The organism is Streptomyces sp. NBC_00076, from assembly GCF_045041235.1.
In the GTDB taxonomy this organism is placed as follows: domain Bacteria; phylum Actinomycetota; class Actinomycetes; order Streptomycetales; family Streptomycetaceae; genus Streptomyces.
In genome coordinates this window covers 4,635,907-4,656,759 of the sequence record NZ_CP108242.1, presented here as the reverse complement: position 1 = coordinate 4,656,759, position 20,853 = coordinate 4,635,907, and the positions used below count along the sequence as shown (strand labels likewise).

The window sequence follows — 20,853 nt, the reverse complement described above, 5'->3', positions numbered from 1 at the left end:
TGACGGATCGTCAGATCGGCGCTACCGTCAGCGCCATGGACACCGCCATCGACACCGCCACGGACACCCCGACCCCGCTTCCGCTGATCATCTCCGTCGACGACCACACCGTGGAGCCCGCCACCGTCTGGCAGGACCGGCTTCCGAAGAAGTACCTGGACACCGGGCCCCGGATCGTCCGCGCGCCGCTGAAGGAGATGACCTTCCTCGGCGGCCGCTTCAAGCCCGTGATGGGCGCGCAGGGCACCGACGGCCCGATCGGGGACTGGTGGGTCTACGAGGACCTGCACCGGCCCCTGACCCGCCTGGACACCGCCGTCGGCTACAGCAGGGACGAGATCAAGCTGGAGGTCATCACCTACGAGCAGATGCGGCCCGGCTCCTACGACGTCCCGCAGCGCCTCGCCGACATGGACGTCAACCACGTCCAGTCCGCGCTCTGCTTCCCGACCTTCCCGCGCTTCTGCGGCCAGACCTTCACCGAGGCGACGGACCACGAGCTCGGTCTGCTCTGCGTCCAGGCCTACAACGACTGGATGGTGGAGGAGTGGTGCGGGCCCAAGGCCCGCGGCCGTCTCATCCCGCTCACCCTGATCCCCCTGTGGGACGCCGAACTCGCGGCGGCGGAGGTCCGGCGCAACGCCGCCCGGGGCGTCCGGGCCGTGGCCTTCTCCGAGATACCCCCGCACCTCGGCCTGCCGTCCGTCCACACCGACGACTGGGACCCCTTCCTGGCCGCCTGCGACGAGACCGGCACCGTCATCGCCATGCACATCGGCTCCAGCAGCCGGATGCCCTCCACCTCCGCCGACGCCCCGCCCGCCGTCGGCTCCACCATCACCTTCGCCAACTGCTGCTTCTCGATGGTCGACTGGCTGATGAGCGGCAAGTTCGAACGCTTCCCGAACCTCAAGGTGATGTACGCGGAGGGCCAGATCGGCTGGATCCCCTACATCCTGGAGCGCGCCGACATCGTCTGGGAGGAGAACCGCGGCTGGGGCGGCGTCGCCGACAAGGTCCACCGCCCGCCGTCCGAGCTCTTCGCCGAGCACGTCTACGGCTGCTTCTTCGACGACGCCTTCGGGCTGAGGAACCTCGACTCCATCGGCGTCGGCAACGTCCTGTACGAGACCGACTACCCCCACTCCGACTCCACCTGGCCGAAGTCCCGCGAGGTCGGCGAGGCCCAGATGGGCCACCTGGCCCCGGACGTGGTGGAACGGATCGTGCGGGGCAACGCCATCGACCTGCTCGGGCTCACCCCCGACGGACTCTGGCACGGTTCCAGGTGACAGCGGTGAACCCCCGCCTCTCCTACGGCATCCAGCTCCCCGTCCAGTCCCAGAGCACCCTCTACGCCGAGCCGTGGGAGGCCGACGCCGGTCCGGACGACCTTGTCGAGATCGCCCGGACCGCCGACCGTGCCGGATTCTCGTACGTCGCCTGCTGCGACCATGTCGCGATCCCGCGCCGGCTCGCGTCCGCGATGAGCACGGTCTGGTACGACCCGGTCGCCACCCTCGCCTTCCTGGCCGCCGCCACCGAACGCGTTCGGCTGCTCAGCCATGTCGCCGTCGTCGGTCTGCGCCATCCGCTGATCGGCGCCAAGCAGTACGCGACCCTCGACCACCTGAGCGGCGGGCGGCTGATCCTCGGGGTGGGGGCCGGGCACGTACCGGAGGAGTTCGAGGCGCTCGGGGTCGACTTCCGGCAGCGCGGGGCCGTCCTCGACGAGTCGATCGACGCCCTGCGCACCGGCCTCGGGCCCGACGAATTCCCCGAACACCACGGCAAGCTCTACGACTTCCAGGACCTCGGCCAGCGCCCCCGGCCCAGCCAGGCCCGCGTACCCCTGTGGGTCGGCGGTTCCTCACCCGCCGCCGTACGCCGGGCCGCACTCAAGGGCGACGGCTGGCTGCCGCAGGGGGACCCGCGTGAGCGGCTGCCCGCGCAGATCGCACGGATCCGGGAGATCCGCGCGGAGCACTCGATCCAGGGGCCCTTCGTCGTCGGCGCGATCGCCGAGCCGCTGTACGTCGGCAGCCCGGCCTGGGACGTCGGCCGCAGGGCCCTCACCGGCGACCCGCACGAACTCGCCGAGTCCCTGCGGGGCTACCGCGCGATGGGCGTGGACCAGGTCCAGGTCCGGTTCCGCAGCCGAAGCCGTACCGAACTCACCGACCAGATGGCCGCGTTCGGCACCGAGGTGGGCCCGCTGCTGGCGGAGTCGTAAGGGGTCCGCGGCGCGGGAGTCGTGGGGCGGCCCGTCGAGGAGTCGGAGATCCCGCCGCGGCCTACAACCTGTCAGACAGCTGGGCCTTTTCTTCTTGAATTTTTGAACATGTCCACACCGGGTCGCGTATGTACGGACGTACGGACGAGATGGCTCCGGCGGAAGGGCCCGTGCAGTGCGATCCTCCGAACGACTCTCCGTTGCCCTGGCCTGCGCCGAGGGCGGCTGGCCGCACGACGACTGGCCGGCCCCGGACGATCCGTACGTGGACCGGGTCCTGCGGGTCTCCCCGCCGTACCGCGGGCTGCGGGACTGCGCGGCGGACGTCGTCGTGCTGCGCTGCGCGGAGCCGAAGGTGTCCTTCCCGGTGCTGCTGGAGGCCCTCGGCACCCGCAGCGTCCCGGTCATCGTCGTCAGTCCGCGCCAGGACACCGAGACGGTGGTCGAGGTGTTCCGGGGCGGGGCGGGCTATCTGGTCGAGGGGGACTACTGCACCCACATGCTGTCCTCGGCGGTCATGGCGACGACCGTCGGGCACACCTACCTCTCGCCGAGCGCGTGTGCGGCCCTGCGCGAGGGGGCCCGGCGGATGCCCACGGCCGACGACGCGATGGAACGGCTGCGGGCCCTGCTCTCGCCGCGTGAGCAGCAGATCATGGAGTTGCTGTCGACCGGTCTGGGCGCGCAGGAGATCGGGCTGCGGTTACGGCTGAGCGAGAAGACCGTCCGCAACAACCTCAGCAACATCTACGCCAAACTGGACGCCCGGGGTGGCACGGACGCGGTCCTGCGGTGGCTGGGAGCCACGCCCGTGCTTCGCACCTGAGAACGTCTTACGGGAGCGTCAGGAAGCCGGGACCTCGCTCAGCGGGATTTCCACGTCGGTGACATTGCCGCCGCCCTCACCGAATCCGGGTTCCGCGCGCAGACTCTTCGCCGAGTTCTGTATTCCGTCGGCCTCGGGAGTTCCGCAGGTCACATTGCGCAGCCACAGCCGGCCGTCCGGCGTTCCGTTCTTCAGGATCTGCGGATAGAAGACGTGCACACTCGTGGCGCCCTCACCGGGGGAGAAGAACACCGTCTGGCCGTTCTGCTCGTCCTTGTAGGTGGCCTTGAGGAATCCGCTGACGTCGGTGCGTTTGGCGGACCACATGAAGAAGGCGACGCTGTCGGCCTTCACGGTGTCCGTCCGGCTGAACTGCAGGCCGGTCGCCTTGTCGTCGCGGGTGATGTTGAACTCCGTCGAGTTGAACTTGATGCCGATCTCGAAGAACGAGCTCCCGAGCTTCGTGTCGGCCGCGGCGGTGTACCCGTCCTCCAGCTGGATGGTCCGGGTCACCGACGTGCTCACGTTGAACGTCTTCGAGGCGGTGCTCGTCGAGCCGCAGTTGTCGCTCACCGTGGAGACCCGTTGGTTGGGCCCGAGACTGTTCTGCTTGAACTGGACGTCGACGAACTCGCAGTTCGCCAGCTTGTCGGAGTCCGCCGCGCAGTCGGCGGTCACCTCCGAGGGAGTGGCGGCACCCGCCTGGCTCATCAGGGGGACGGCCACCGCGAGGGCCGCCACCGGGGCGAGGACGAGGGTGATGCGCTTCTTCTTGCCGCGGTGGCTTCTGGGGCGGGGGGTGTGGGTCATGGGGGGCTCCTTGTGGGGCAGGCTCAGGCGAGTCAAGGGGTGTTCAGGCGCGGTGCGGGGTGTTCATGGGTCAGCAGTCCTCGAGGACCGGCTTGGAGGTGCCGTCCGCGATGCCCGGAGCGCCCGCGGCGCCCGGCAGGATCACGGGTCCCTCGACGACCTCGGGCGCGACGAAGTTCTGCTCGGGGGAGGGGTTCACGGCGAAGCTTCCGGGGTCGGCGTCGATACGCACCCGCCATTCGCCGGTCATGCGCTGCATCTTCGGCGTGAACTCCATGTGGAGCACCTTGCCGACCGGTACCTCCCGCTGTTCCGTGTCGCCCGCCGTCGCGGACTTCACGGTCATGTCGAGGGTCCCCTTGTGCTTGAGCCAGGATCCGCTCAGGAATCCGAAGAGGCCACCGCCGCCGCCCTGCTGGGTCGCGGTGTACCTGCCCTCGCCCTGGGCCGCGGTCGCCGACCAGGTGATGGAGACCTTGGACGGTTCGGTGGCGTTCGGTTCACAGTTGGGGAAATCGATGGACGCCTTCTCGGCCGGGCCGTCGAAGGTCTCGAATTTCGTCTCGACGTAGTCGCAGTTGTCGGCCTGGAAACCGTCCGCGAAGGCGCCCCCGAAGTCCCGCACCGACCGTTGCTTGCCGCTGACGACCGCGGACCTCTCGCACATCGTCATGATCTGCTCCGGCGTCTTCGCGTCGGCGGCGTTCGCCGACGGGAGCAGGGTGATGATGACCCCGCCGGTCGCCAGGGCCGCACCGATCGCGACGTACCGGACCTTCCTGTTCTTCAGTCTCCTCTTGGCCATGGGGCCGCTCCGTCCTTGAGGGTGGCTTTACCTTTCCGTGGAGGATTATTGGAGTCCGCCAAGGGGTGTGGACAGAGTCAAATGTCCCTACTTACCGGTCACTTGCAGTGTGCGCCTGCAACTCGAAGCAATCCGGAACCGTCATCTGACGTTGTGTCAGATACGGCGTTACGATGCTGAGCTCCAGCGATGCGATGCGATGCGTCGCGAGGCGAAGGGGTTCGGTATGGGCAAGCTCGACGGGCGTGTTGTCCTCGTCACCGGCGCCGCACGAGGCCAGGGGGAGCAGGAGGCACGGCTGTTCCGCGAGGAGGGCGCCGAGGTCGCCGTGGCGGATGTGCTCGACGACCGGGGGCGGGACCTCGCCAAGGAACTCGGCGCCCTGTACGTCCATCTCGACGTGAGCCGGGAGGGCGACTGGGAGTCCGCGGTGGACGGGGTCACGGAGGCGTACGGCCGTATCGACGGGCTCGTGAACAACGCCGGCATCCTGCGCTTCAACACCCTGATCGACACGCCCCTCGACGAGTTCATGCGGATCGTCGAGGTCAACCAGGTCGGCTGCTTCCTCGGCATCAAGTCCGTGGCCGCCCGGATGGCCGACGGGGGCACGATCGTCAACACCGCCTCCTACACCGGCGTGACCGGGATGGCGGCCGTGGGTGCCTACGCGGCCAGCAAGCACGCGATCCTCGGGCTCACCCGGGTCGCCGCCCTGGAGCTGGCCGCCCGGAACATCCGGGTCAACGCCATGTGCCCGGGCGCCATCGACACCGCGATGTCCAATCCCGCCCACCTGGATCCGACGGGAGCCTCGGACACCGAGGAGGCGTCACGGGCCCTGGACCGCTTCTACCGCAAGCTCGTGCCGCTGGGGCGGATCGGGCGGCCCGAGGAGGTGGCGCGGCTCGCGCTCTTCCTCACCGGTGACGACTCCTCCTACATCACCGGCCAGCCCTTCGTGATCGACGGCGGCTGGCTGGCGGGCGTGAACGTCGTCTGATGGTACGTCAGCTATTGACGCTCCCAGGGGCCGGTGGAACAGTCGGATCCATGAATCTGACGACCCGTCAGAACTGACCGCCGGAACTGACCGTGGGGACGGTGAACCTCCTTGGAATTCGGGCTCTTTGTACAGGGATACGTGGGCAAGCGCGCCGAGACCGACCCGCTCGCCGAGCACAAGGCGCTGATGGAGGAGACCGAGTACGTCATCCAGGCCGACCGGTCCGGCTTCAAGTACGCCTGGGCCTCCGAACACCACTTCCTGGAGGAGTACTCGCACCTCTCCGCCAACGACGTCTACCTCGGCTACCTCGCACACGCCACCGACCGGATCCACCTCGGCTCCGGCATCTTCAACCCGCTCGCCCAGGTCAACCACCCCGTGAAGGTCGCCGAGAAGGTCGCCATGCTCGACCATCTCACCGAGAACCGCTTCGAGTTCGGCAGCGGACGCGGGGCCGGCTCGCACGAGATCCTCGGGTTCATACCGGGTGTGACCGATATGAACTACACCAAGGAGATCTGGGAAGAGACCATCGCCGAGTTCCCGAAGATGTGGCTCCAGGACGAGTACGTCGGGTTCCAGGGCAAGCACTGGCAGCTCCCGCCGAGGAAGATCCTGCCCAAGCCGTACGGGAAGTCCCACCCCGCCATGTGGTACGCCGCCGGGTCGCCGCCCTCGTACGCCATGGCCGCCCGCAAGGGGCTCGGGGTGCTCGGCTTCAGCGTGCAGAAGGTCTCCGACATGGAGTGGGTCCTCGAGCAGTACAAGACCGCGGTCGTGGACGCCGAGCCGATCGGTGACTTCGTCAACGACAACGTGATGGTGACGACCACGGCGATCTGCGCGCCCACCCACGAGGAGGCGGTACGGATCGCGGTGAACGGCGGGCTGCACTATCTGCCGTCGCTGGTCTTCCGCTACCACGACACGTTCCCTCGTCCCGAGGGGTTCCCGGTGTGGCCGGAGACGCTGCCCGAGTACAACGAGGAGTTCATCGAGCTCCTCATCGCCGAGGAACTGCTGATCTGCGGCGACCCGGACGAGGTGCTCACGCAGTGCAAGCGGTGGGAGCAGGCGGGGGCGGACCAGTTGAGCTTCGGGCTGCCGGTGGGGGTGCCGAAGGAGGAGACGCTGCAGACGATCCGGCTGGTCGGGGAGCACGTGATTCCGAAGATCGATACGGATCCTGTTCACCGGACGTCGCGGTTCCGCGCTGCCGGGTGATCGCCGTTGCGGGGTGCGGGCGCGTCGTGGCTGGTCGCGCCCGCACGGCGGAGCCGCATATCGACACAGCCCCGCGCCCCTGAGGCACGTACACCGGCCCGGAGCCCAAGGAGGCAAGCCCCATGCTCGATCACGTCATCAAGGGAGCGACCGTCGTCGACGGCACGGGCGCGCCCGCCTACACCGCCGACGTCGGTGTCCGGGACGGCCGTATCGCCACCGTCGGGCAGATCACCGAGGAAGCCCGCACCACCGAGGACGCCTCCGGTCTCGTCCTCGCCCCCGGCTTCGTCGATCCGCACACCCACTACGACGCCCAGCTGTTCTGGGACCCGTATGCCACGCCCTCCCTCAACCACGGCGTGACGACCGTCGCCGCAGGCAACTGCGGGTTCACCCTCGCGCCCCTCAACCCGGCCCGCCCCGAGGACGCCGACTACACCCGCCGGATGATGTCCAAGGTGGAGGGGATGTCCCTGGTCGCGCTGGAGGAGGGGGCGCCCTGGAGCTGGCACGGGTTCGGGGAGTACCTGGACGCCTTGGAGGGGCGGATCGCGGTCAACGCGGGCTTCATGGTGGGGCACTGCGCGCTGCGCCGGTATGTGATGGGACCGGACGCGATCGGCGGACAGCCCAGCGAGGAGCAGCTCGCGCAGATGCTCCGGCTGCTCCACGAGGCGATGGACGCGGGCGCCTGGGGTCTCTCCACCACCCAGTCGTCCACCCACTCCGACGGCGACGGCGAACCGGTCGCCTCCCGGCACGCGCTGCCCGCCGAGCTGCTGGCCCTCTCGCGGGCCGTCGGGGAACACGAGGGCACCCAGATCGAGGCGATCGTCGCGGGCTGCCTGGACCAGTTCAGCGACGCCGAGATCGAGCTGTTCGTGGAGATGAGCGCGGCGGCCGGACGCCCCCTGAACTGGAACGTCCTGACCATCGACGCGTCCGTCCCGGAGCGGGTGCCCAGGCAGCTGTTCGCCAGCGAACAGGCGCGCAAGGCGGGCGGCCGGGTGGTGGCGCTGACCATGCCGATCCTCACGCCGATGAACATGTCCCTGGGCACGTTCTGCGCCCTGAACCTCATCCCGGGCTGGGGCCCGATTCTCGGGCTGCCCGTCCCGCAACGTCTGGAGAAACTGCGCGACCCCGACGTACGCGCGGGGATGCTGGAGCGCGCCGGGTCCAAGGAGGCGGGCGTCTTCCGCCGGCTGGCGAACTTCGGGCGGTACGTCATCGGCGACACGTACAGCGAGGCGAACCGGGGTCTGAGCGGGCGGGTGGTGCGGGACATCGCCGCGGAACGCGGGCAGGAGCCCTTCGAGTGCCTGGTGGAGATCTGCGCCGCCGACGACCTGCGTACGGTCCTGTGGCCCATGCCGACCGACAACGACCCGGCGTCCTGGGCGCTGCGCGCCGAGACCTGGCAGCACGAGGACGTCCTGCTCGGCGGCTCCGACGCGGGCGCGCATCTGGACCGGATGTGCGGAGCGCCGTACACGACACGCTTCATCGGGGACTGTCTGCGCGGCCGGAAGCTGGTCGGCCTGGAGCAGGCCGTGAAGATGCTGACGGACGACCCGGCGCGGCTGTTCGGACTCCGCGAGCGCGGTCGTATCGAGGAGGGCTTCCATGCGGACCTGGTCCTCTTCGACCCGGAACGGATCGCCGCGGGCACGGCCACCCTGGTGCACGACCTGCCGGGTGACAGCCCGCGGCTGGACTCCAAGGCCATCGGGATCCGGGCCGTGTGGGTCAACGGGGTCGAGGCGATCCGGGACGACGTGGTGAACGGGGCGGTGCCGGGGAAGGTGCTGCGCTCGGGGCGCGACACGCGGACGGTGGCCACCAAGTGACCGAAGAACAGCGGCTGTTCGTCGGTGGCGCCTGGGTGGAGCCGGAGGGCGGCCACTACGAGGTCGTCGACCCGGCGACCGAGGGGACCGTCGGGTGGGCGCCGGAGGCCTCGCGGGACCAGGTGCGCGCGGCCTGCGCCGCGGCCCGCGAGGCCTTCGGACCGTGGTCGCGCACGGCGCCGGAGGAACGGGCGGCGGTCCTCGGCCGGGCCGCGGACATCATCCGCGGCCAGGTCGAGCCGTACGCCGCGCTGGCCCGGGCGGAGACCGGCGCGACGACGGCGACGGCGCGGGCCATGCAGGTCGGGGTGGCCGCCGCCCGGTTCCGGCGCTACGCACGCGTGGAACCCGCCGAGTGGGCGATCGCGCCGCAGATCAACGAGGCCGGGCCGATGGGACGGGCGGCGGTGATGGGCGCGCTGGCCGTGCGGCAGCCCGTCGGCGTCGTCACCTGCGTCACCTCGTACAACAACCCCTGGGCGAACCCGGCCGGCAAGGTGGCCCCCGCCCTCGCCATGGGCAACACGGTGGTGGTGAAACCGGCCCCGCAGGACCCGCTCTCCGTCTACCGGATGGCCGAGGCGCTGGAGGCGGCCGGGGTGCCGCGCGGGGTGGTGAACGTCGTCTCGGGCCGCTCGGTCGAGGTGGGGGAGGAGTCCGTGGCCTCCCCCGACGTCGACATGGTGAGCTTCACCGGGTCGACGGCGGTGGGACAGCGCATCGCCGAGGTGTGCGGCCGGGACATGAAACGCCAGCTGATGGAGCTGGGCGGGAAGGGCGCGGCGGTCGTCCTCGACGACGCGGACATCGGCGCGGCGGTGGCCGGCATCGGAACGACCTTCTCCTTCTACAGCGGCCAGATCTGCACGGCACCGACGCGGGTGCTCGCCCAGCGGGGCGTGTACGACCGTCTGGTTGAGCAACTGGCCGGGTACGCACGCCGGTTGAAGGTGGGTGACCCCAGCGAGCGGGACACGGTCGTCGGACCGGTGATCTCGGCGGCCCACCGGGACCGGGTGGAGTCGTACGTCGAACTCGGCCGCAAGGAAGGGGCGGTGGTGGTGTCGGGCGGTGAACGACCGCCGCTGGAAAGGGGCTTCTACGTCACCCCCACCCTCCTCGCCGACTGCACCAACGACATGCGGGTCGCCCGGGAGGAGATCTTCGGCCCGGTCGTGACGGTCATCCCCTTCGACGACGAGGAGGAGGGGGTGGAACTGGCCAACGACAGCGACTTCGGCCTCATCGACTACGTCTGGTCCGCGGACGTGGCCCGCGCCTTCCGCGTCGCCCGGCAGTTGAGAGCCGGCGGGGTGGGCGTCAACACCGTCGGCCGCAACATGGAGGCGCCGTTCGGGGGGTTCAAGAGGAGCGGGGTGGGGCGGGACGTGGGGTCGTACGCGCTGCATGCGTACAGCGAGGTGCAGGCGATCGTGTGGCCGGGGTGAGACGCGCTTGGGCGGAGGTGTCCCTCACCTGCGGCCAACCGCCTGGGCAGGGCGTGCGAGGGTCGTTCAGCCGATGTCGGTGCGGGTGAAGCGCCACAGGGCGGCCGCGCCGACCGGGAGCAGGTAGGCGGCCAGGGCCAGGAAGGCGAGGGTGGCCGTGGTGCCGTCACGCATGGCGGCGCAGGCGATCTCGCCGACGCAGTCGGTCCGGTCGGTCAGGCCTTCAGCCTTCGGCAGGGCCCCGTCGCGAGGATGCTGTGGGCGTCGCGTGCGGGGCGTGTGATCGTCCGGCGTGTGGACCTCCGTCGCGTGTTAGCGTCCCGCGGGCGTGATCATGTTCAGTGTCCCGCGCACGGTACCGCCGGGACGAAAAACGGGGGAACGGGGCCGGCGATGGCAGGGGTGTTGCGGGGTGCGAACGAGTCCGCGGCCGAGCGGGCGGAGCGGCTGGCCGGGCTGAGTGAGCGCATGCTGGCGGCCGGCAGCAAGAACGATCTGCTGGACCTGATAGACCTGGCTTTCTCGGAGCCCCCGCCGGAAGGCGACCCGGGAACGCTGGAAGCGCTCGGCAGGCGGTATCGGGACCAGCTCGACGAGGTCATGAGCCTGCACGACCGGGTGGACAAGGTGGCCCGCAAGGGTTTGCCGGAGGTCTGGGTGGGCGACACGAGTGTTCTCGCCTCGGACGCGGTGAGTGCCGTGGCGCGGGCGGTGTCGGACATGGCGGACGCGTTCGCGGGCGGTTCCCGGGCGCTGATCGTCCTGGCGGACGCGATCCTGGACGCCCAGAGTCAGGACGGCGTCGGCCGGGGGAAGCTGCGGCAGGCGCTGAACGAGATGGGTAGCGACCGCGAGGGCTTCTTCGACAACCTGCGCGAGAACGACGAGGAGGAGTGGGACCGCAAGAACGCCGCCCACTTCGCCTCCTACGGCGTCGGTGAGATGCGGAAGGCCGTTCTTGCCGCCGGTGAGGCCCGCCGCGTCGCGGCCCGGGACCTGAACAAATGGGCCAGCGAGGCCCGTGCCGGGAAGATGGACTCCGACGAGCTGTCCCCGGTCGACCGTCTCATGCTCGCCGACGCCAGCGGGGCGAAGGGCGCGGCGGAGTACAACGAGATCCTCTCCGCCAACGAGCTGGAGCGCTCGGGCCGGGCCATGGACAACCTCCCGCCGGCCGACCGGGCCCGGATGGAACTCCTCATGACGAACACGTCGTCCCCGCAGGAGAAGGCGTATCTCATGAAGGCCCTCGCCGCGGGCCGCAGCGTCGACGAGATCGACGAGTTCGCCTACAAGATCCAGGGCAAGGACCCTGCGTGGCTGCAGCGGCACCTGTCGCCGATCACCACGCAGGGTGACAGCCTCAAGGACGAGGGCACGAACGCCAACGGGTCCAGCGTCAACACCGACGACCAGACCTTCGACGGTCAGAAGTGGATCCAGGGCGGCGACGGCTCGGAGGGCACCTGCGTGGCCTCGTCCACCGTCACCGCGCGCGCCATGGTCGACCCCCTCTACGCCCTCGAACTCACCGGCGGGCCCAGCGGCCAGGAGGACGACCCCGGAGCGTTCCGGCAGCGCCTGGTGGAGGAACAGCACCGGCTGCACACGGAAGGCGACGGCGGCGCCAACTGGGGCGGCATGGGCCCCGAGGGACAGGAACGCATAGCCGACGACGCCATCGGCGGCGCCACCGGCGACGACTACCAGCGCCACGACATGAACAACGCCGACGAACGCCGGCAGGTCCTGACCGACGTCGAGAAGTCCGTCGCCGAGGGAAAGCCCGTCCCGGTCGACGTCAAGAGCTCCGACGGCGCCCACGCGATGACCATCATCGGCCAGGAGGGCGACATGCTGCAGATCTACAACCCCTGGGGCACCACCACCTGGGTCAGCGAGGACGACTTCATCAACGGCCACATGGGCAAGGCGTCGAACGGCGAACTCAACGACGCGTACAGCGTCTACGTCCCGCAGTAGGGCGGCGCGCCCGGGCCGGAGGGGCATGCGCGGGGATGGTGTGGGAGCCGCGTGCGGGGCGTGTGATCCCTGAGGATTCGCTTCCGCGACGCGTGTTAGCCTCCCGCGGATGTGATCAACGGGGGATCTACGGGGGACAGGGGGATGACGATGGCCATTGCACACGACTCCGCGTCCGCGCCGGACTTCGGCGTGGAGAAGAGCGGGCTCACCGGCCAGGCGAAACAGCTGAACGACGCGGGCGACGACGCGGGGACGATTCGCACCGCGATCGACTCCAGGGCCTGCTACTCGACGGAGACGCTGGGCGGCGCCGACTCCGCGGCAGCGTTCAACTCGTACGCCGGGGCCTGGACGGCGGAGGCCCGCACGATCGAGGACGCGCTGCACGAACTCGCCGACAAGCTGCGCCTCTCCAAGGGGGCGTACTCCGGCAGCGACGGCCTCGTCGAGTCCCAGGCCAGTGGCGTGCTGGTGGGCGACAGCGCCCTGACCACGATGCCGACCTATGCCGAGCGGCCCTCTGCTCTGTCCCAGTACTGAGAGGTTGTCCGGTGCCAACAGCGAATCCGATGACGCGTACGGCGTCCACATCCCGCAGCAGGGCGGTGGTCACCGCGGTCGCGTTCCTCGCCCTCGCCACGGGGTGCGGAGGGGAAGACACGGGTACGAGTACGGATACGAGTACGAGTGCGGAGAAGCCCACCAGCCACCCCGTCGGGGACCGCAGCATCGCCGCCGAGGTCGGCGAGCGCTTCACGCTCACCGTCGAGGAGAACGCCTCCACCCGCGAGCACTGGTACCTGGCCGATCCGAAGCCCGACACCTCGGTGGTCCGCAGCCAGGGCCGTAAGAGCGAGTCGGACTCCGGCGACGAGCCGGTGCCCGGCGCCGGCAGCAGCCTCACCTTCACCTTCGAGGCCACAGGCAAGGGCAGCACCGAGATCGTGCTGACGCACTGCACGTTCAAGGCCCCCTGCGACGGCAGTGGCAACGGCAGCGGCTCGGCTTCCACGCCGTCGCCGACGCCGTCGCCGAGCGGGTCCGTCACGCCGAGCGGGTCCGCCAAGCCGTCCGAGCCCGAGCGGGTCACCTACACCGTCACCGTCAGCTGAGCCGAGGACCGCACCAATGAACGCCAGCCCGCAGCACCCGGACCGCACCGACGACGAACTGGCCGCACTCGACGTCACGGTCCTCCTGCGCTACGGCCTCACCGCCGAGGCCGGCCCCCGCCGAACCGCCCTCTTCGGTGACGGCGCCGCGGCGGCCGCCGTGACGCTCGACCGGCTCCACACCCAGCCGCGCTCCGTGGCCTTCCTCGCCGAGGTGGTCCGGGCCGGAGGCGTGGCGTACGCCGCGGAGCTGCCCGAGCCGTTGCCGCGTCCCGAGGCGGCGCAGATCGTACGGGGCTGGCTGGAGGCCGCCACCCAGCTCGCGGGCGGCGCCCCCGCCGACGAGGCCACGGCCCGCTGGCTGGGAGCCGTCGCGACGATCATCGAACTGAAGCACCTGGCGAGGGCGCGCGCCCAGCAGAACTGATCTGACCCGAGCAGAACTGACCCGAGCAGATCCGACCCGTCCCGGCGGCGGCCTACGCGCGGCCCAGGAAGATCGGGTTGGTGAACGCCGCGAGTGCGCCCGGCAGAGGGCCCGCCGCCGTCTCGTGCCGCAGCTCCGCGCGGACGTAGGCCGCGTACGCAGGCGTCGTACGCCACTCCACGACCCCCGATCCCGTCACCGGCAGCGGTCCGCCGGTGAACAGGACGCCCTGGTCGGTGACGAGGCGGACCAGGCAGCGCGGGGCCCCCGTCACCTCCAGCCGGACCGTCACCGGAGTGTCGCGGCCGACCCGCAACCGCTCCCCGATGCCCGCGTGTTCGCCCCGGCCGCCGGACGCCGTGAAGGCGAGGGACACGTTCTTCGACTCGGCCACGTACGAGCGGCCCGCCCGGATGCCCTCCTGGACGGCCTCGCGGCTCAGGTCGTCGGCCAGCACCACCGTCTGGGGCGACCCGACCGAGTCCGGGTCGCGGTGGGCGTCGCTGCTGCCCATCGCCGGGATCCACGCACCGTCGCCGGAGCGCTCCGACGCCACCAGCATGCTGTCCCAGTCGGCGAGGGCCACCTCGTCGTCGGGTGTCCACGGTCCGTTCCACACCTCGATCGCGTCCGCCTCCCCGAACCCGAACTTCCAGTTGCAGCCGACACAGGTGGCGTGGGGGTGGGCGGGGACGACCAGGCCGCCCGCGCGGCGGATCTGGCGGGCGAAGCGGCCGAAGCGGTTGTCGCGGGCCCGGTAGCGCCAGTCGACGAAGGTCCCCGGGTCGGTGCCGAGGGCGACCACGTGGCCGTTCCTCGTGGTGACCTCCTCACCCAGCATGATCAGCAGGTCGTCACCGGCCTCGGACGCCCAGTGCGGATGCGACGCGTGCGTGTTGTGGTCCGAGGAGTTGATGAAGTCCAGGCCCGCGGCCCGTGCCAGCGCCGCGATCTCGGCCGGCGTGCGGCGGCCGTCGGAGTGCCAGGAGTGCAGATGGCAGTCCCCGCGGTACCAGGCGCGGCCCCGGCCCTTCGCCCGGGACGGCGGGTACGTCGGCGCCACGGTCTCGCCCGGTTCGCCGTAGGTCAGGGTGACGGTGATCTCGTATGCCAGGCCCTGCGGGGCGACCGTGTACGGCCCGAGCGCGATGTGCCAGGTGCCCTCGCGCACCGGACCCGGGAGGTAGCCCGGCGTCGCGTCGTCCGCGCGCAGGAAGAATTCCGTGCGGGCGCCGCCCGACCAGCCCCGGAAGCCCCGGCCGCCCAGCTCGGTTCCGCGCTCGTCGAAGATGCCGATGTCGAGGGCGTTGCCCGGGGTGCCGGCCGGTACGGCGGGCCGGTCGTAGCTGTACGCGACCTTGATCTCCCGTACGCCGGAGGGGACCTCGACGGGTACGTACACGAAGTCGGGGGAGCCGGCGGGCAGCGTGCCGCGCACGGTCCTCGTCTCCGGTCCTCCGTCGGCCGCCCCGGCCGCTGAAGCGAAGCTCACGCTTCCCAACGTAAGCGCGGCGGCGGCTCCCGTCACGAACAGGGCGCGTCTTCCGACGCCGTGCCGGGCCTCGTTGCCGTCGTTGTTGTCGTTGATGTTGCTGTCGTTGGTGTTGTTGTCGTGGTGGTGGCCGTCTTCATGGTTGCCGTCGTTGTCGTCACACATGCCTCCACCGTGCCGGAGAGGTGTGAACTGCCGTGGAAAGACAGGGGAATTGGCGCATCCCGGTCCATGGCGTCGCATGGGCGTCCGATGAGATGCCCCTCGAGCGTCCGAATAATGCCGACCGGTCGGTATGGACAGCTGGACCGGCAGCCGGTACAGATGTGCCATGCGCATCTCCGTGACGGTCTTCCTCACCGACGAGACGATCGCCCCGACCCGGCTCGCCCGCGAGCTGGAGCACCGCGGGTTCGCCGGGCTGTATCTGCCCGAGCACACGCACATCCCCGTCGAGCGGACCAGCCCGTACCCGGCCGGCGGCGACCTGCCGCCCGAGTACGGCCGGACCCTCGACCCCTTCGTCGCGCTCGGCCAGGCGGCGGCGGTGACCGAGCGGCTGGGACTGGGCACCGGCATCACACTGGTCGCCCAGCACGACCCGATCGACCTCGCCAAGCAGGTCGCGACACTCGACCACCTCTCCGGCGGGCGGTTCACGCTCGGCCTCGGCTTCGGCTGGAACGTCGAGGAGGCCGCCGACCACGGTGTCGAGTGGCGCACCCGGCGTGAGCTCGTCCGGGACCGGATGGCGCTGATGCGGGCCCTGTGGAGCGAGGCGCCGACTCCGCACGAGGGGGAGTTCGGGAGCGTGCGGGCCAGCTTCGCGTACCCCAAACCAGTACAGAAGCCGCGCGGACCGGTCGTCGGGCCGCGCACGCTCGTCGGCGGTGCCGCCGGACCGAAGCTGTTCGCCCACATCTGCGCGTACGCCGACGGGTGGCTGCCGATCGGCGGGCGGGGACTGTCCGAGTCGCTGCCCGTGCTGCGGGCGGCCTGGGCGGACGCCGGACGGGACCCGGCCAGCCTCCAGATCGTCCCGTACGCCGTCCACCCGAGCCCGGGCAAGCTCGCGCACTACGCGGACCTCGGCATCGAGGAGGTCGTGGTGCAGCTGCCGCCCGCGGGGGAGGCGGAGGTGCTGCGGGTGCTGGACGAATACGCGGCGTACTTGTAGCCGAGGGCCGGGCAGCCCATCTGGGGGCGCGGGGAACTGCGCGACCAGCCACCAGCCACCCGCACCCGGCCACGCACCGCAGCCCCTCGAGGCCCCCCGTCCCCGCTGAACCGGCGGAGCCCCTCCGTATGCTCGAAGGATGACGACCTCCGCGACCCCCGGAACCGGACCCACCGACAACTCCATGCGTCGCGCCCTCAAACGCGCCCGGGACGGCGTCGCCCTCGACGTGTCCGAGGCGGCGGTGCTGCTGCAGGCCCGCGGCGAGGCCCTCGACGACCTCACCGCGTCCGCCGCCCGGGTGCGGGACGCGGGCCTGGAGGCGGCGGGCCGCCAAGGCGTCATCACGTACTCGAAGAGCGTCTTCATCCCGCTCACCCGGCTGTGCCGGGACAAGTGCCACTACTGCACCTTCGTCACCGTGCCCGGCAAGCTGCGCCGGGAGGGTCACGGGATGTTCATGTCGCCCGACGAGGTGCTCGACGTGGCACGTCGTGGTGCCGCCCTCGGCTGCAAGGAAGCCCTGATCACCCTCGGCGACAAGCCCGAGGACCGCTGGCCGGAGGCCCGCGAGTGGCTCGACGCGCACGGCTACGACGACACCATCGCCTACGTCCGTGCCATCTCCATCCGGATCCTGGAGGAGACGGGCCTGCTGCCCCACCTCAACCCCGGGGTGCTGACCTGGACGGACTTCCAGCGGCTCAAGCCGGTCGCCCCGTCCATGGGCATGATGCTGGAGACGACCGCGACCAGGCTGTGGTCCGAGCCCGGCGGCCCGCACCACGGCTCCCCGGACAAGGAGCCGGCCGTCCGGCTGCGGGTCCTGGAGGACGCCGGCCGTTCCTCCGTGCCCTTCACGTCCGGGATCCTGATCGGGATCGGCGAGACGTTCGAGGAGCGGGCCGAGTCCCTGTTCGCGTTGCGGAAGGTCTCCCGGGCCTATCACTCGGTCCAGGAACTGATCATCCAGAACTTCCGCGCCAAGCCGGACACCGCGATGCGCGGCATGCCGGACGCGGAACTCGACGAGCTGGTCGCCACGGTGGCCGTCGCCCGCCACATCATGGGCCCGGCCGCCTGTCTGCAGGCCCCGCCGAACCTGGTCGACTCCGAGTACGAGCGGCTCATAGGGGCCGGTATCGACGACTGGGGCGGGGTCTCCCCGCTCACCATCGACCACGTCAACCCCGAACGCCCCTGGCCGCAGATCGAGGAACTCGCGGCACGGTCCGAGGCGGCCGGGTTCGAGCTGCGGGAACGTCTGTGCGTGTATCCCGAGTTCGTCCGGCGCGGCGAGCCCTGGCTGGACCCGCGGCTGCGTCCGCACGTGGCCGCGCTGGCGGACCCGGAGACGGGGCTCGCGCGGCCGGACGCGGTGGTCGAGGGGCACCCCTGGCAGGAGCCCGAGGAGGTCTTCGAGTCGACCGGCCGAACCGACCTGCACCGCACCATCGACACCGAGGGCCGCACCTCCGACCGTCGTGACGACTTCGACGAGGTGTACGGCGACTGGGGCGCCCTGCGTGAGGCGGCCGTCCCCGGCATGGCACCCGAGCGCATCGACACGGACGTGCGACAGGCGCTGGCCACGGCGGCCGACGACCCGACGAGGCTGACCGACGACGAGGCCCTCGCCCTGCTGCACGCGGACGGCCCGGCGCTGGACGCGCTGTGCGAGGTGGCGGACGACGTCCGTAAGTCGGTGGTCGGCGACGACGTGACGTACATCGTCACCCGGAACATCAACTTCACCAACGTCTGCTACACCGGCTGCCGTTTCTGCGCCTTCGCGCAACGCCGTACCGACGCCGACGCGTACACGCTCTCCCTCGACCAGGTCGCCGACCGAGCCCAACAGGCCTGGGAGGTGGGCGCGGTGGAGGTCTGCATGCAGGGCGGCATCCACCCGGACCTGCCCGGCACGGCGTACTTCGACATCGCGAAGGCGGTGAAGGAGCGCGTCCCCGGCATGCATGTGCACGCCTTCTCGCCGATGGAGGTCGTCAACGGCGCGAGCCGCACCGGGATGTCGATCCGCGAGTGGCTGACGGCGGCGAAGGAGGCCGGTCTCGACTCGATTCCCGGCACGGCCGCCGAGATCCTCGACGACGAGGTCCGCTGGATCCTGACCAAGGGCAAGCTGCCGGCGGCCACCTGGATCGAGGTGGTCACGACCGCGCACGAGCTGGGGATCCGGTCGTCCTCGACGATGATGTACGGGCACGTGGACCAGCCGAGGCACTGGCTGGGGCACCTGCGGACGCTCGCCGGGATCCAGCAACGCACCGGCGGCTTCACGGAGTTCGTCACGCTCCCCTTCATCCACACCAACGCGCCGGTGTATCTGGCGGGCATCGCGCGCCCCGGCCCGACCATGCGGGACAACCGGGCGGTGACGGCGATGGCCAGGCTGCTCCTGCACCCGTACATCCCCAACATCCAGACCAGCTGGGTGAAGCTGGGCACGGAGGGCGCGGCCGAGATGCTCCGCTCCGGCGCGAACGACCTCGGCGGCACGCTGATGGAGGAGACCATCTCCCGGATGGCGGGCTCCTCCTACGGCTCGTACAAGTCCGTCAAGGACCTGATCGCGGTGGCCGACGCGGCCGGCCGTCCGGCGAAGCCGCGTACCACGCTGTACGGGGACGTACCGCAGGAACGGCAGCACGCGGCGACCGCCTCGGACGGGCACCTGCCGGAGCTGCTGCCGGTGCTGGACTGAGCGAACCGGCGCCGGAGCGTGGAGGGCAGCGCGGGCCGCCCACAGTACGATGATCGGACCCCTCGTGGGAGGGGTCCCGTAGCTGAGGAGATGCGTGCCCGTGCCTGCCCGACGGCTTCCCTCGTGGGTCTGGGTGACCGGTCTGACGGTGGGCGCTGTCGCGGCGGTCACCGTGCTGGCCGTGCAGGCGGACCGGGGACCGCACCCCACCGCCACCGCCCGGCCGAACGCCTCGACAGCGGCGAGCCCGCAGCCCTCCGCGTCGAAGTCCGCCGCGCCCACCGCGGTGCCTGACGACTCCGGCACCGGGCGGCGCGTCGTGTACTCCGTCGGCCGGAAGCGGGTGTGGCTGGTGGACGCGAGCGACGTCTCCCGCCGGAGCTTCCCGGTGTGGCCGGGCACGGTCGGCCCGGACCCCGGCAGCTACACGATCTCCCAGCGCACGGAGGCCACCACCGGCTCCGACGGCGTGCAGATCGAGCACATCATGTACTTCGCGGCCAAGTCCGGCCTGTCGATCGCGTTCTCCAACGCCCTGGACGGTTCCTCGCCGCCCGCCGTCGCCTCCGGGAAGCAGACCAGCGGCATCCGGACGGGCAAGGCGGACGGGGCGGCACTGTGGACGTTCGGCGAGACGGGCACACCGGTGGTCGTCGTCAAGTAGGACAGGGGCCCGTGGCAGGCCCCAGGCGGTGGGACAACGAGAGCGCACCTAGTGTCTCGTGATCCTGATTGCGTTACTTCGAGTTGTTATCGAGTGCGGTGGGGGCGGCGCGCAAAGGACGCCCCCACCGCTGTGTCAGCGCCGGACGGGGGCCAAGTCGGTGTTCTCCACCTGCTTGGCGAGGTTCGGGCGCTCCTTGATCAGGTCGATGGCGATCGGGTCGTGGAAGTACTTCCTGTACAGCTTGATGTAGGTGCCGTCGTCGATCATCGCGTTGATCTGGGCGTCGATGTCCCTGAGCAGCTTCGGGTCGCCGTCCTTGCGCATCGGGAAGGCGCTTCCCTGGAGGCTCTCCAGTTTGACGGCGATGCGCACCTGCTCCTTCGCGACGTACGCGTCCGCGCTGGCACCGCCGAGGACGGCTGCCTCGATGCCTCCGGAGAGGAGCTGTGTCATGAGTGCGGTCTGGTCCTTGAACTTCACCAACTCGACTCTCCCCATCTCGTGGTTGACGAAGGTCTCCTGCACGGACCCGCTGACGGCGCCGACCCGTTTGCCGTCGAAGTCCGGCAGAGCGGTCTGCTTGCCGCTCTTGAGCGTCAGGACGTCGGTGAAGCCCCAGTAGTAGGGGGTGGTGAACGCGACCTGCTTCTTGCGCTCAGCCGTCGCGCCGACGCCGGCCACGCCGATGTCGTACTGCCCGGCCGACAGGCCGGCGAGTATGCCCTGAAGGGTGGTGGTCTTGTACTGGACCTTCAGGCCGAGGCGCCCCGCGGCTTGGTTCATCAGGTCGACGGCGAAGCCGGTGGGCCTGCCCGAGGCGTCGGTGATCGCGAAGGGCGGTTGCTCGGACTGGGTGGCCGCGGTGATCACTCCGCCCTGGACGAGCTTGTACTTACTGGCCGAGGAGTCCGCTGCCTCACTTCCACCGCCACAGGCGGAGAGGGAGAACAGCAGGGTGGCGGCCACAGCGCCGGCGAGGAGTGATCTGCGTGAAGTGAGGTGCATGACATGGGCTTTCTGATGGAGAGGGAGGTTCACGACGGTGGAGATGACGGGCCG

General features: G+C 70.4%; 18 protein-coding genes. 14 read left to right on the top strand and 4 right to left on the bottom strand.

Translation table 11 applies throughout. The features are described 5' to 3' along the window. The first annotated feature begins 35 nt into the window (after nt 1-35). The 3 genes from OHA64_RS20980 (at nt 36) to OHA64_RS20970 (ending at nt 3,059) form a co-directional block, all read left to right on the top strand. Complete coding sequence (locus OHA64_RS20980) at nt 36-1,292, top strand: amidohydrolase family protein (protein ID WP_405615253.1); 1,257 nt, start codon at nt 36-38, stop codon at nt 1,290-1,292. 5 nt (nt 1,293-1,297) lie between these two features. Beyond that, a complete protein-coding gene (locus OHA64_RS20975) occupies nt 1,298-2,233 on the top strand; it encodes a TIGR03619 family F420-dependent LLM class oxidoreductase (protein ID WP_405615251.1) in 936 nt (311 codons plus the stop codon). A gap of 175 nt (nt 2,234-2,408) precedes the next feature. Continuing rightward, entirely contained in the window at nt 2,409-3,059 is a 651-nt protein-coding gene (locus OHA64_RS20970) for a response regulator transcription factor (protein ID WP_405615249.1), read from the top strand. Nucleotides 3,060-3,077: 18 nt separating this feature from the next. Here OHA64_RS20970 and OHA64_RS20965 read toward each other — a convergent pair whose 3' ends face one another. Together OHA64_RS20965 and OHA64_RS20960 are read right to left on the bottom strand one after the other, a co-directional pair. Further along, nucleotides 3,078-3,869 carry a hypothetical protein gene (locus OHA64_RS20965; protein WP_405615247.1) on the bottom strand — a complete coding sequence of 264 codons (792 nt, stop codon included), beginning with the start codon at nt 3,867-3,869 and terminating at the stop codon, nt 3,078-3,080. 70 nt (nt 3,870-3,939) lie between these two features. Then, nucleotides 3,940-4,674, bottom strand: a complete 735-nt coding sequence (locus OHA64_RS20960) for a hypothetical protein (protein ID WP_405615244.1) — start codon at nt 4,672-4,674, stop codon at nt 3,940-3,942. A gap of 226 nt (nt 4,675-4,900) precedes the next feature. Here OHA64_RS20960 and OHA64_RS20955 point away from each other — a divergent pair, with 226 nt between their 5' ends. From OHA64_RS20955 to OHA64_RS20920, 8 genes are all read left to right on the top strand, one after another. Further along, complete coding sequence (locus tag OHA64_RS20955; protein WP_405615242.1) at nt 4,901-5,677, top strand: SDR family NAD(P)-dependent oxidoreductase; 777 nt, start codon at nt 4,901-4,903, stop codon at nt 5,675-5,677. A 111-nt stretch (nt 5,678-5,788) separates the two neighbouring features. Continuing rightward, nucleotides 5,789-6,907: an LLM class flavin-dependent oxidoreductase gene (locus OHA64_RS20950; RefSeq protein ID WP_405615240.1), complete on the top strand. Its 1,119-nt coding sequence runs from the start codon at nt 5,789-5,791 to the stop codon at nt 6,905-6,907. Nucleotides 6,908-7,029: 122 nt separating this feature from the next. After that, nucleotides 7,030-8,760, top strand: coding sequence for an amidohydrolase family protein (locus OHA64_RS20945; protein WP_405615238.1), 1,731 nt, complete (start codon nt 7,030-7,032; stop codon nt 8,758-8,760). Next, nucleotides 8,757-10,208 carry an aldehyde dehydrogenase family protein gene (locus OHA64_RS20940; protein ID WP_405615236.1) on the top strand — a complete coding sequence of 484 codons (1,452 nt, stop codon included), beginning with the start codon at nt 8,757-8,759 and terminating at the stop codon, nt 10,206-10,208. Before OHA64_RS20945 ends, OHA64_RS20940 begins: the two co-directional genes overlap by 4 nt. A gap of 393 nt (nt 10,209-10,601) precedes the next feature. Continuing rightward, entirely contained in the window at nt 10,602-12,191 is a 1,590-nt protein-coding gene (locus OHA64_RS20935; protein ID WP_405615234.1) for a peptidoglycan-binding protein, read from the top strand. A gap of 150 nt (nt 12,192-12,341) precedes the next feature. After that, the gene (locus OHA64_RS20930) at nt 12,342-12,734 is read left to right on the top strand and encodes a type VII secretion target (RefSeq protein ID WP_405615232.1); all 393 of its coding nucleotides are present in this window, start codon (nt 12,342-12,344) and stop codon (nt 12,732-12,734) included. 29 nt (nt 12,735-12,763) lie between these two features. Then, nucleotides 12,764-13,306, top strand: a complete 543-nt coding sequence (locus OHA64_RS20925; RefSeq protein WP_405615230.1) for a protease inhibitor I42 family protein — start codon at nt 12,764-12,766, stop codon at nt 13,304-13,306. Nucleotides 13,307-13,322: 16 nt separating this feature from the next. Further along, nucleotides 13,323-13,733 carry a hypothetical protein gene (locus OHA64_RS20920; RefSeq protein ID WP_405615228.1) on the top strand — a complete coding sequence of 137 codons (411 nt, stop codon included), beginning with the start codon at nt 13,323-13,325 and terminating at the stop codon, nt 13,731-13,733. Between the two features lie 52 nt (nt 13,734-13,785). Here the strand turns inward: OHA64_RS20920 and OHA64_RS20915 are convergent, their stop codons facing one another. Continuing rightward, nucleotides 13,786-15,390 carry a CehA/McbA family metallohydrolase gene (locus OHA64_RS20915; RefSeq protein WP_405615225.1) on the bottom strand — a complete coding sequence of 535 codons (1,605 nt, stop codon included), beginning with the start codon at nt 15,388-15,390 and terminating at the stop codon, nt 13,786-13,788. Nucleotides 15,391-15,556: 166 nt separating this feature from the next. On the opposite strand from OHA64_RS20915, the gene OHA64_RS20910 reads away from it, so the two are divergent. The 3 genes from OHA64_RS20910 to OHA64_RS20900 all read left to right on the top strand — a co-directional run bounded on the left by OHA64_RS20910 (nt 15,557) and on the right by OHA64_RS20900 (nt 19,791). After that, nucleotides 15,557-16,402, top strand: coding sequence for an LLM class F420-dependent oxidoreductase (locus OHA64_RS20910; RefSeq protein WP_405615223.1), 846 nt, complete (start codon nt 15,557-15,559; stop codon nt 16,400-16,402). Nucleotides 16,403-16,541: 139 nt separating this feature from the next. Continuing rightward, nucleotides 16,542-19,127: a bifunctional FO biosynthesis protein CofGH gene (locus OHA64_RS20905; protein ID WP_405615221.1), complete on the top strand. Its 2,586-nt coding sequence runs from the start codon at nt 16,542-16,544 to the stop codon at nt 19,125-19,127. A gap of 94 nt (nt 19,128-19,221) precedes the next feature. After that, a complete protein-coding gene (locus tag OHA64_RS20900) occupies nt 19,222-19,791 on the top strand; it encodes a hypothetical protein (protein ID WP_405615219.1) in 570 nt (189 codons plus the stop codon). A 135-nt stretch (nt 19,792-19,926) separates the two neighbouring features. Here the strand turns inward: OHA64_RS20900 and OHA64_RS20895 are convergent, their stop codons facing one another. Beyond that, nucleotides 19,927-20,799 (bottom strand): substrate-binding periplasmic protein, encoded by an 873-nt coding sequence (locus OHA64_RS20895; protein WP_405615217.1) that lies wholly within the window; start codon nt 20,797-20,799, stop codon nt 19,927-19,929. Nucleotides 20,800-20,853: the final 54 nt, after the last annotated feature.

Coding starts and splice junctions, on each gene's coding strand:
- OHA64_RS20980 (WP_405615253.1), top strand. CDS start 36: ATGGACACCGCCATCGACACCGCCACGGACACCCCGACCCCGCTTCCG.
- OHA64_RS20965 (WP_405615247.1), bottom strand. CDS start 3,869: ATGACCCACACCCCCCGCCCCAGAAGCCACCGCGGCAAGAAGAAGCGC.
- OHA64_RS20960 (WP_405615244.1), bottom strand. CDS start 4,674: ATGGCCAAGAGGAGACTGAAGAACAGGAAGGTCCGGTACGTCGCGATC.
- OHA64_RS20955 (WP_405615242.1), top strand. CDS start 4,901: ATGGGCAAGCTCGACGGGCGTGTTGTCCTCGTCACCGGCGCCGCACGA.
- OHA64_RS20945 (WP_405615238.1), top strand. CDS start 7,030: ATGCTCGATCACGTCATCAAGGGAGCGACCGTCGTCGACGGCACGGGC.
- OHA64_RS20935 (WP_405615234.1), top strand. CDS start 10,602: ATGGCAGGGGTGTTGCGGGGTGCGAACGAGTCCGCGGCCGAGCGGGCG.
- OHA64_RS20930 (WP_405615232.1), top strand. CDS start 12,342: ATGGCCATTGCACACGACTCCGCGTCCGCGCCGGACTTCGGCGTGGAG.
- OHA64_RS20925 (WP_405615230.1), top strand. CDS start 12,764: ATGACGCGTACGGCGTCCACATCCCGCAGCAGGGCGGTGGTCACCGCG.
- OHA64_RS20920 (WP_405615228.1), top strand. CDS start 13,323: ATGAACGCCAGCCCGCAGCACCCGGACCGCACCGACGACGAACTGGCC.
- OHA64_RS20915 (WP_405615225.1), bottom strand. CDS start 15,390: ATGTGTGACGACAACGACGGCAACCATGAAGACGGCCACCACCACGAC.
- OHA64_RS20910 (WP_405615223.1), top strand. CDS start 15,557: ATGCGCATCTCCGTGACGGTCTTCCTCACCGACGAGACGATCGCCCCG.
- OHA64_RS20905 (WP_405615221.1), top strand. CDS start 16,542: ATGACGACCTCCGCGACCCCCGGAACCGGACCCACCGACAACTCCATG.
- OHA64_RS20895 (WP_405615217.1), bottom strand. CDS start 20,799: ATGCACCTCACTTCACGCAGATCACTCCTCGCCGGCGCTGTGGCCGCC.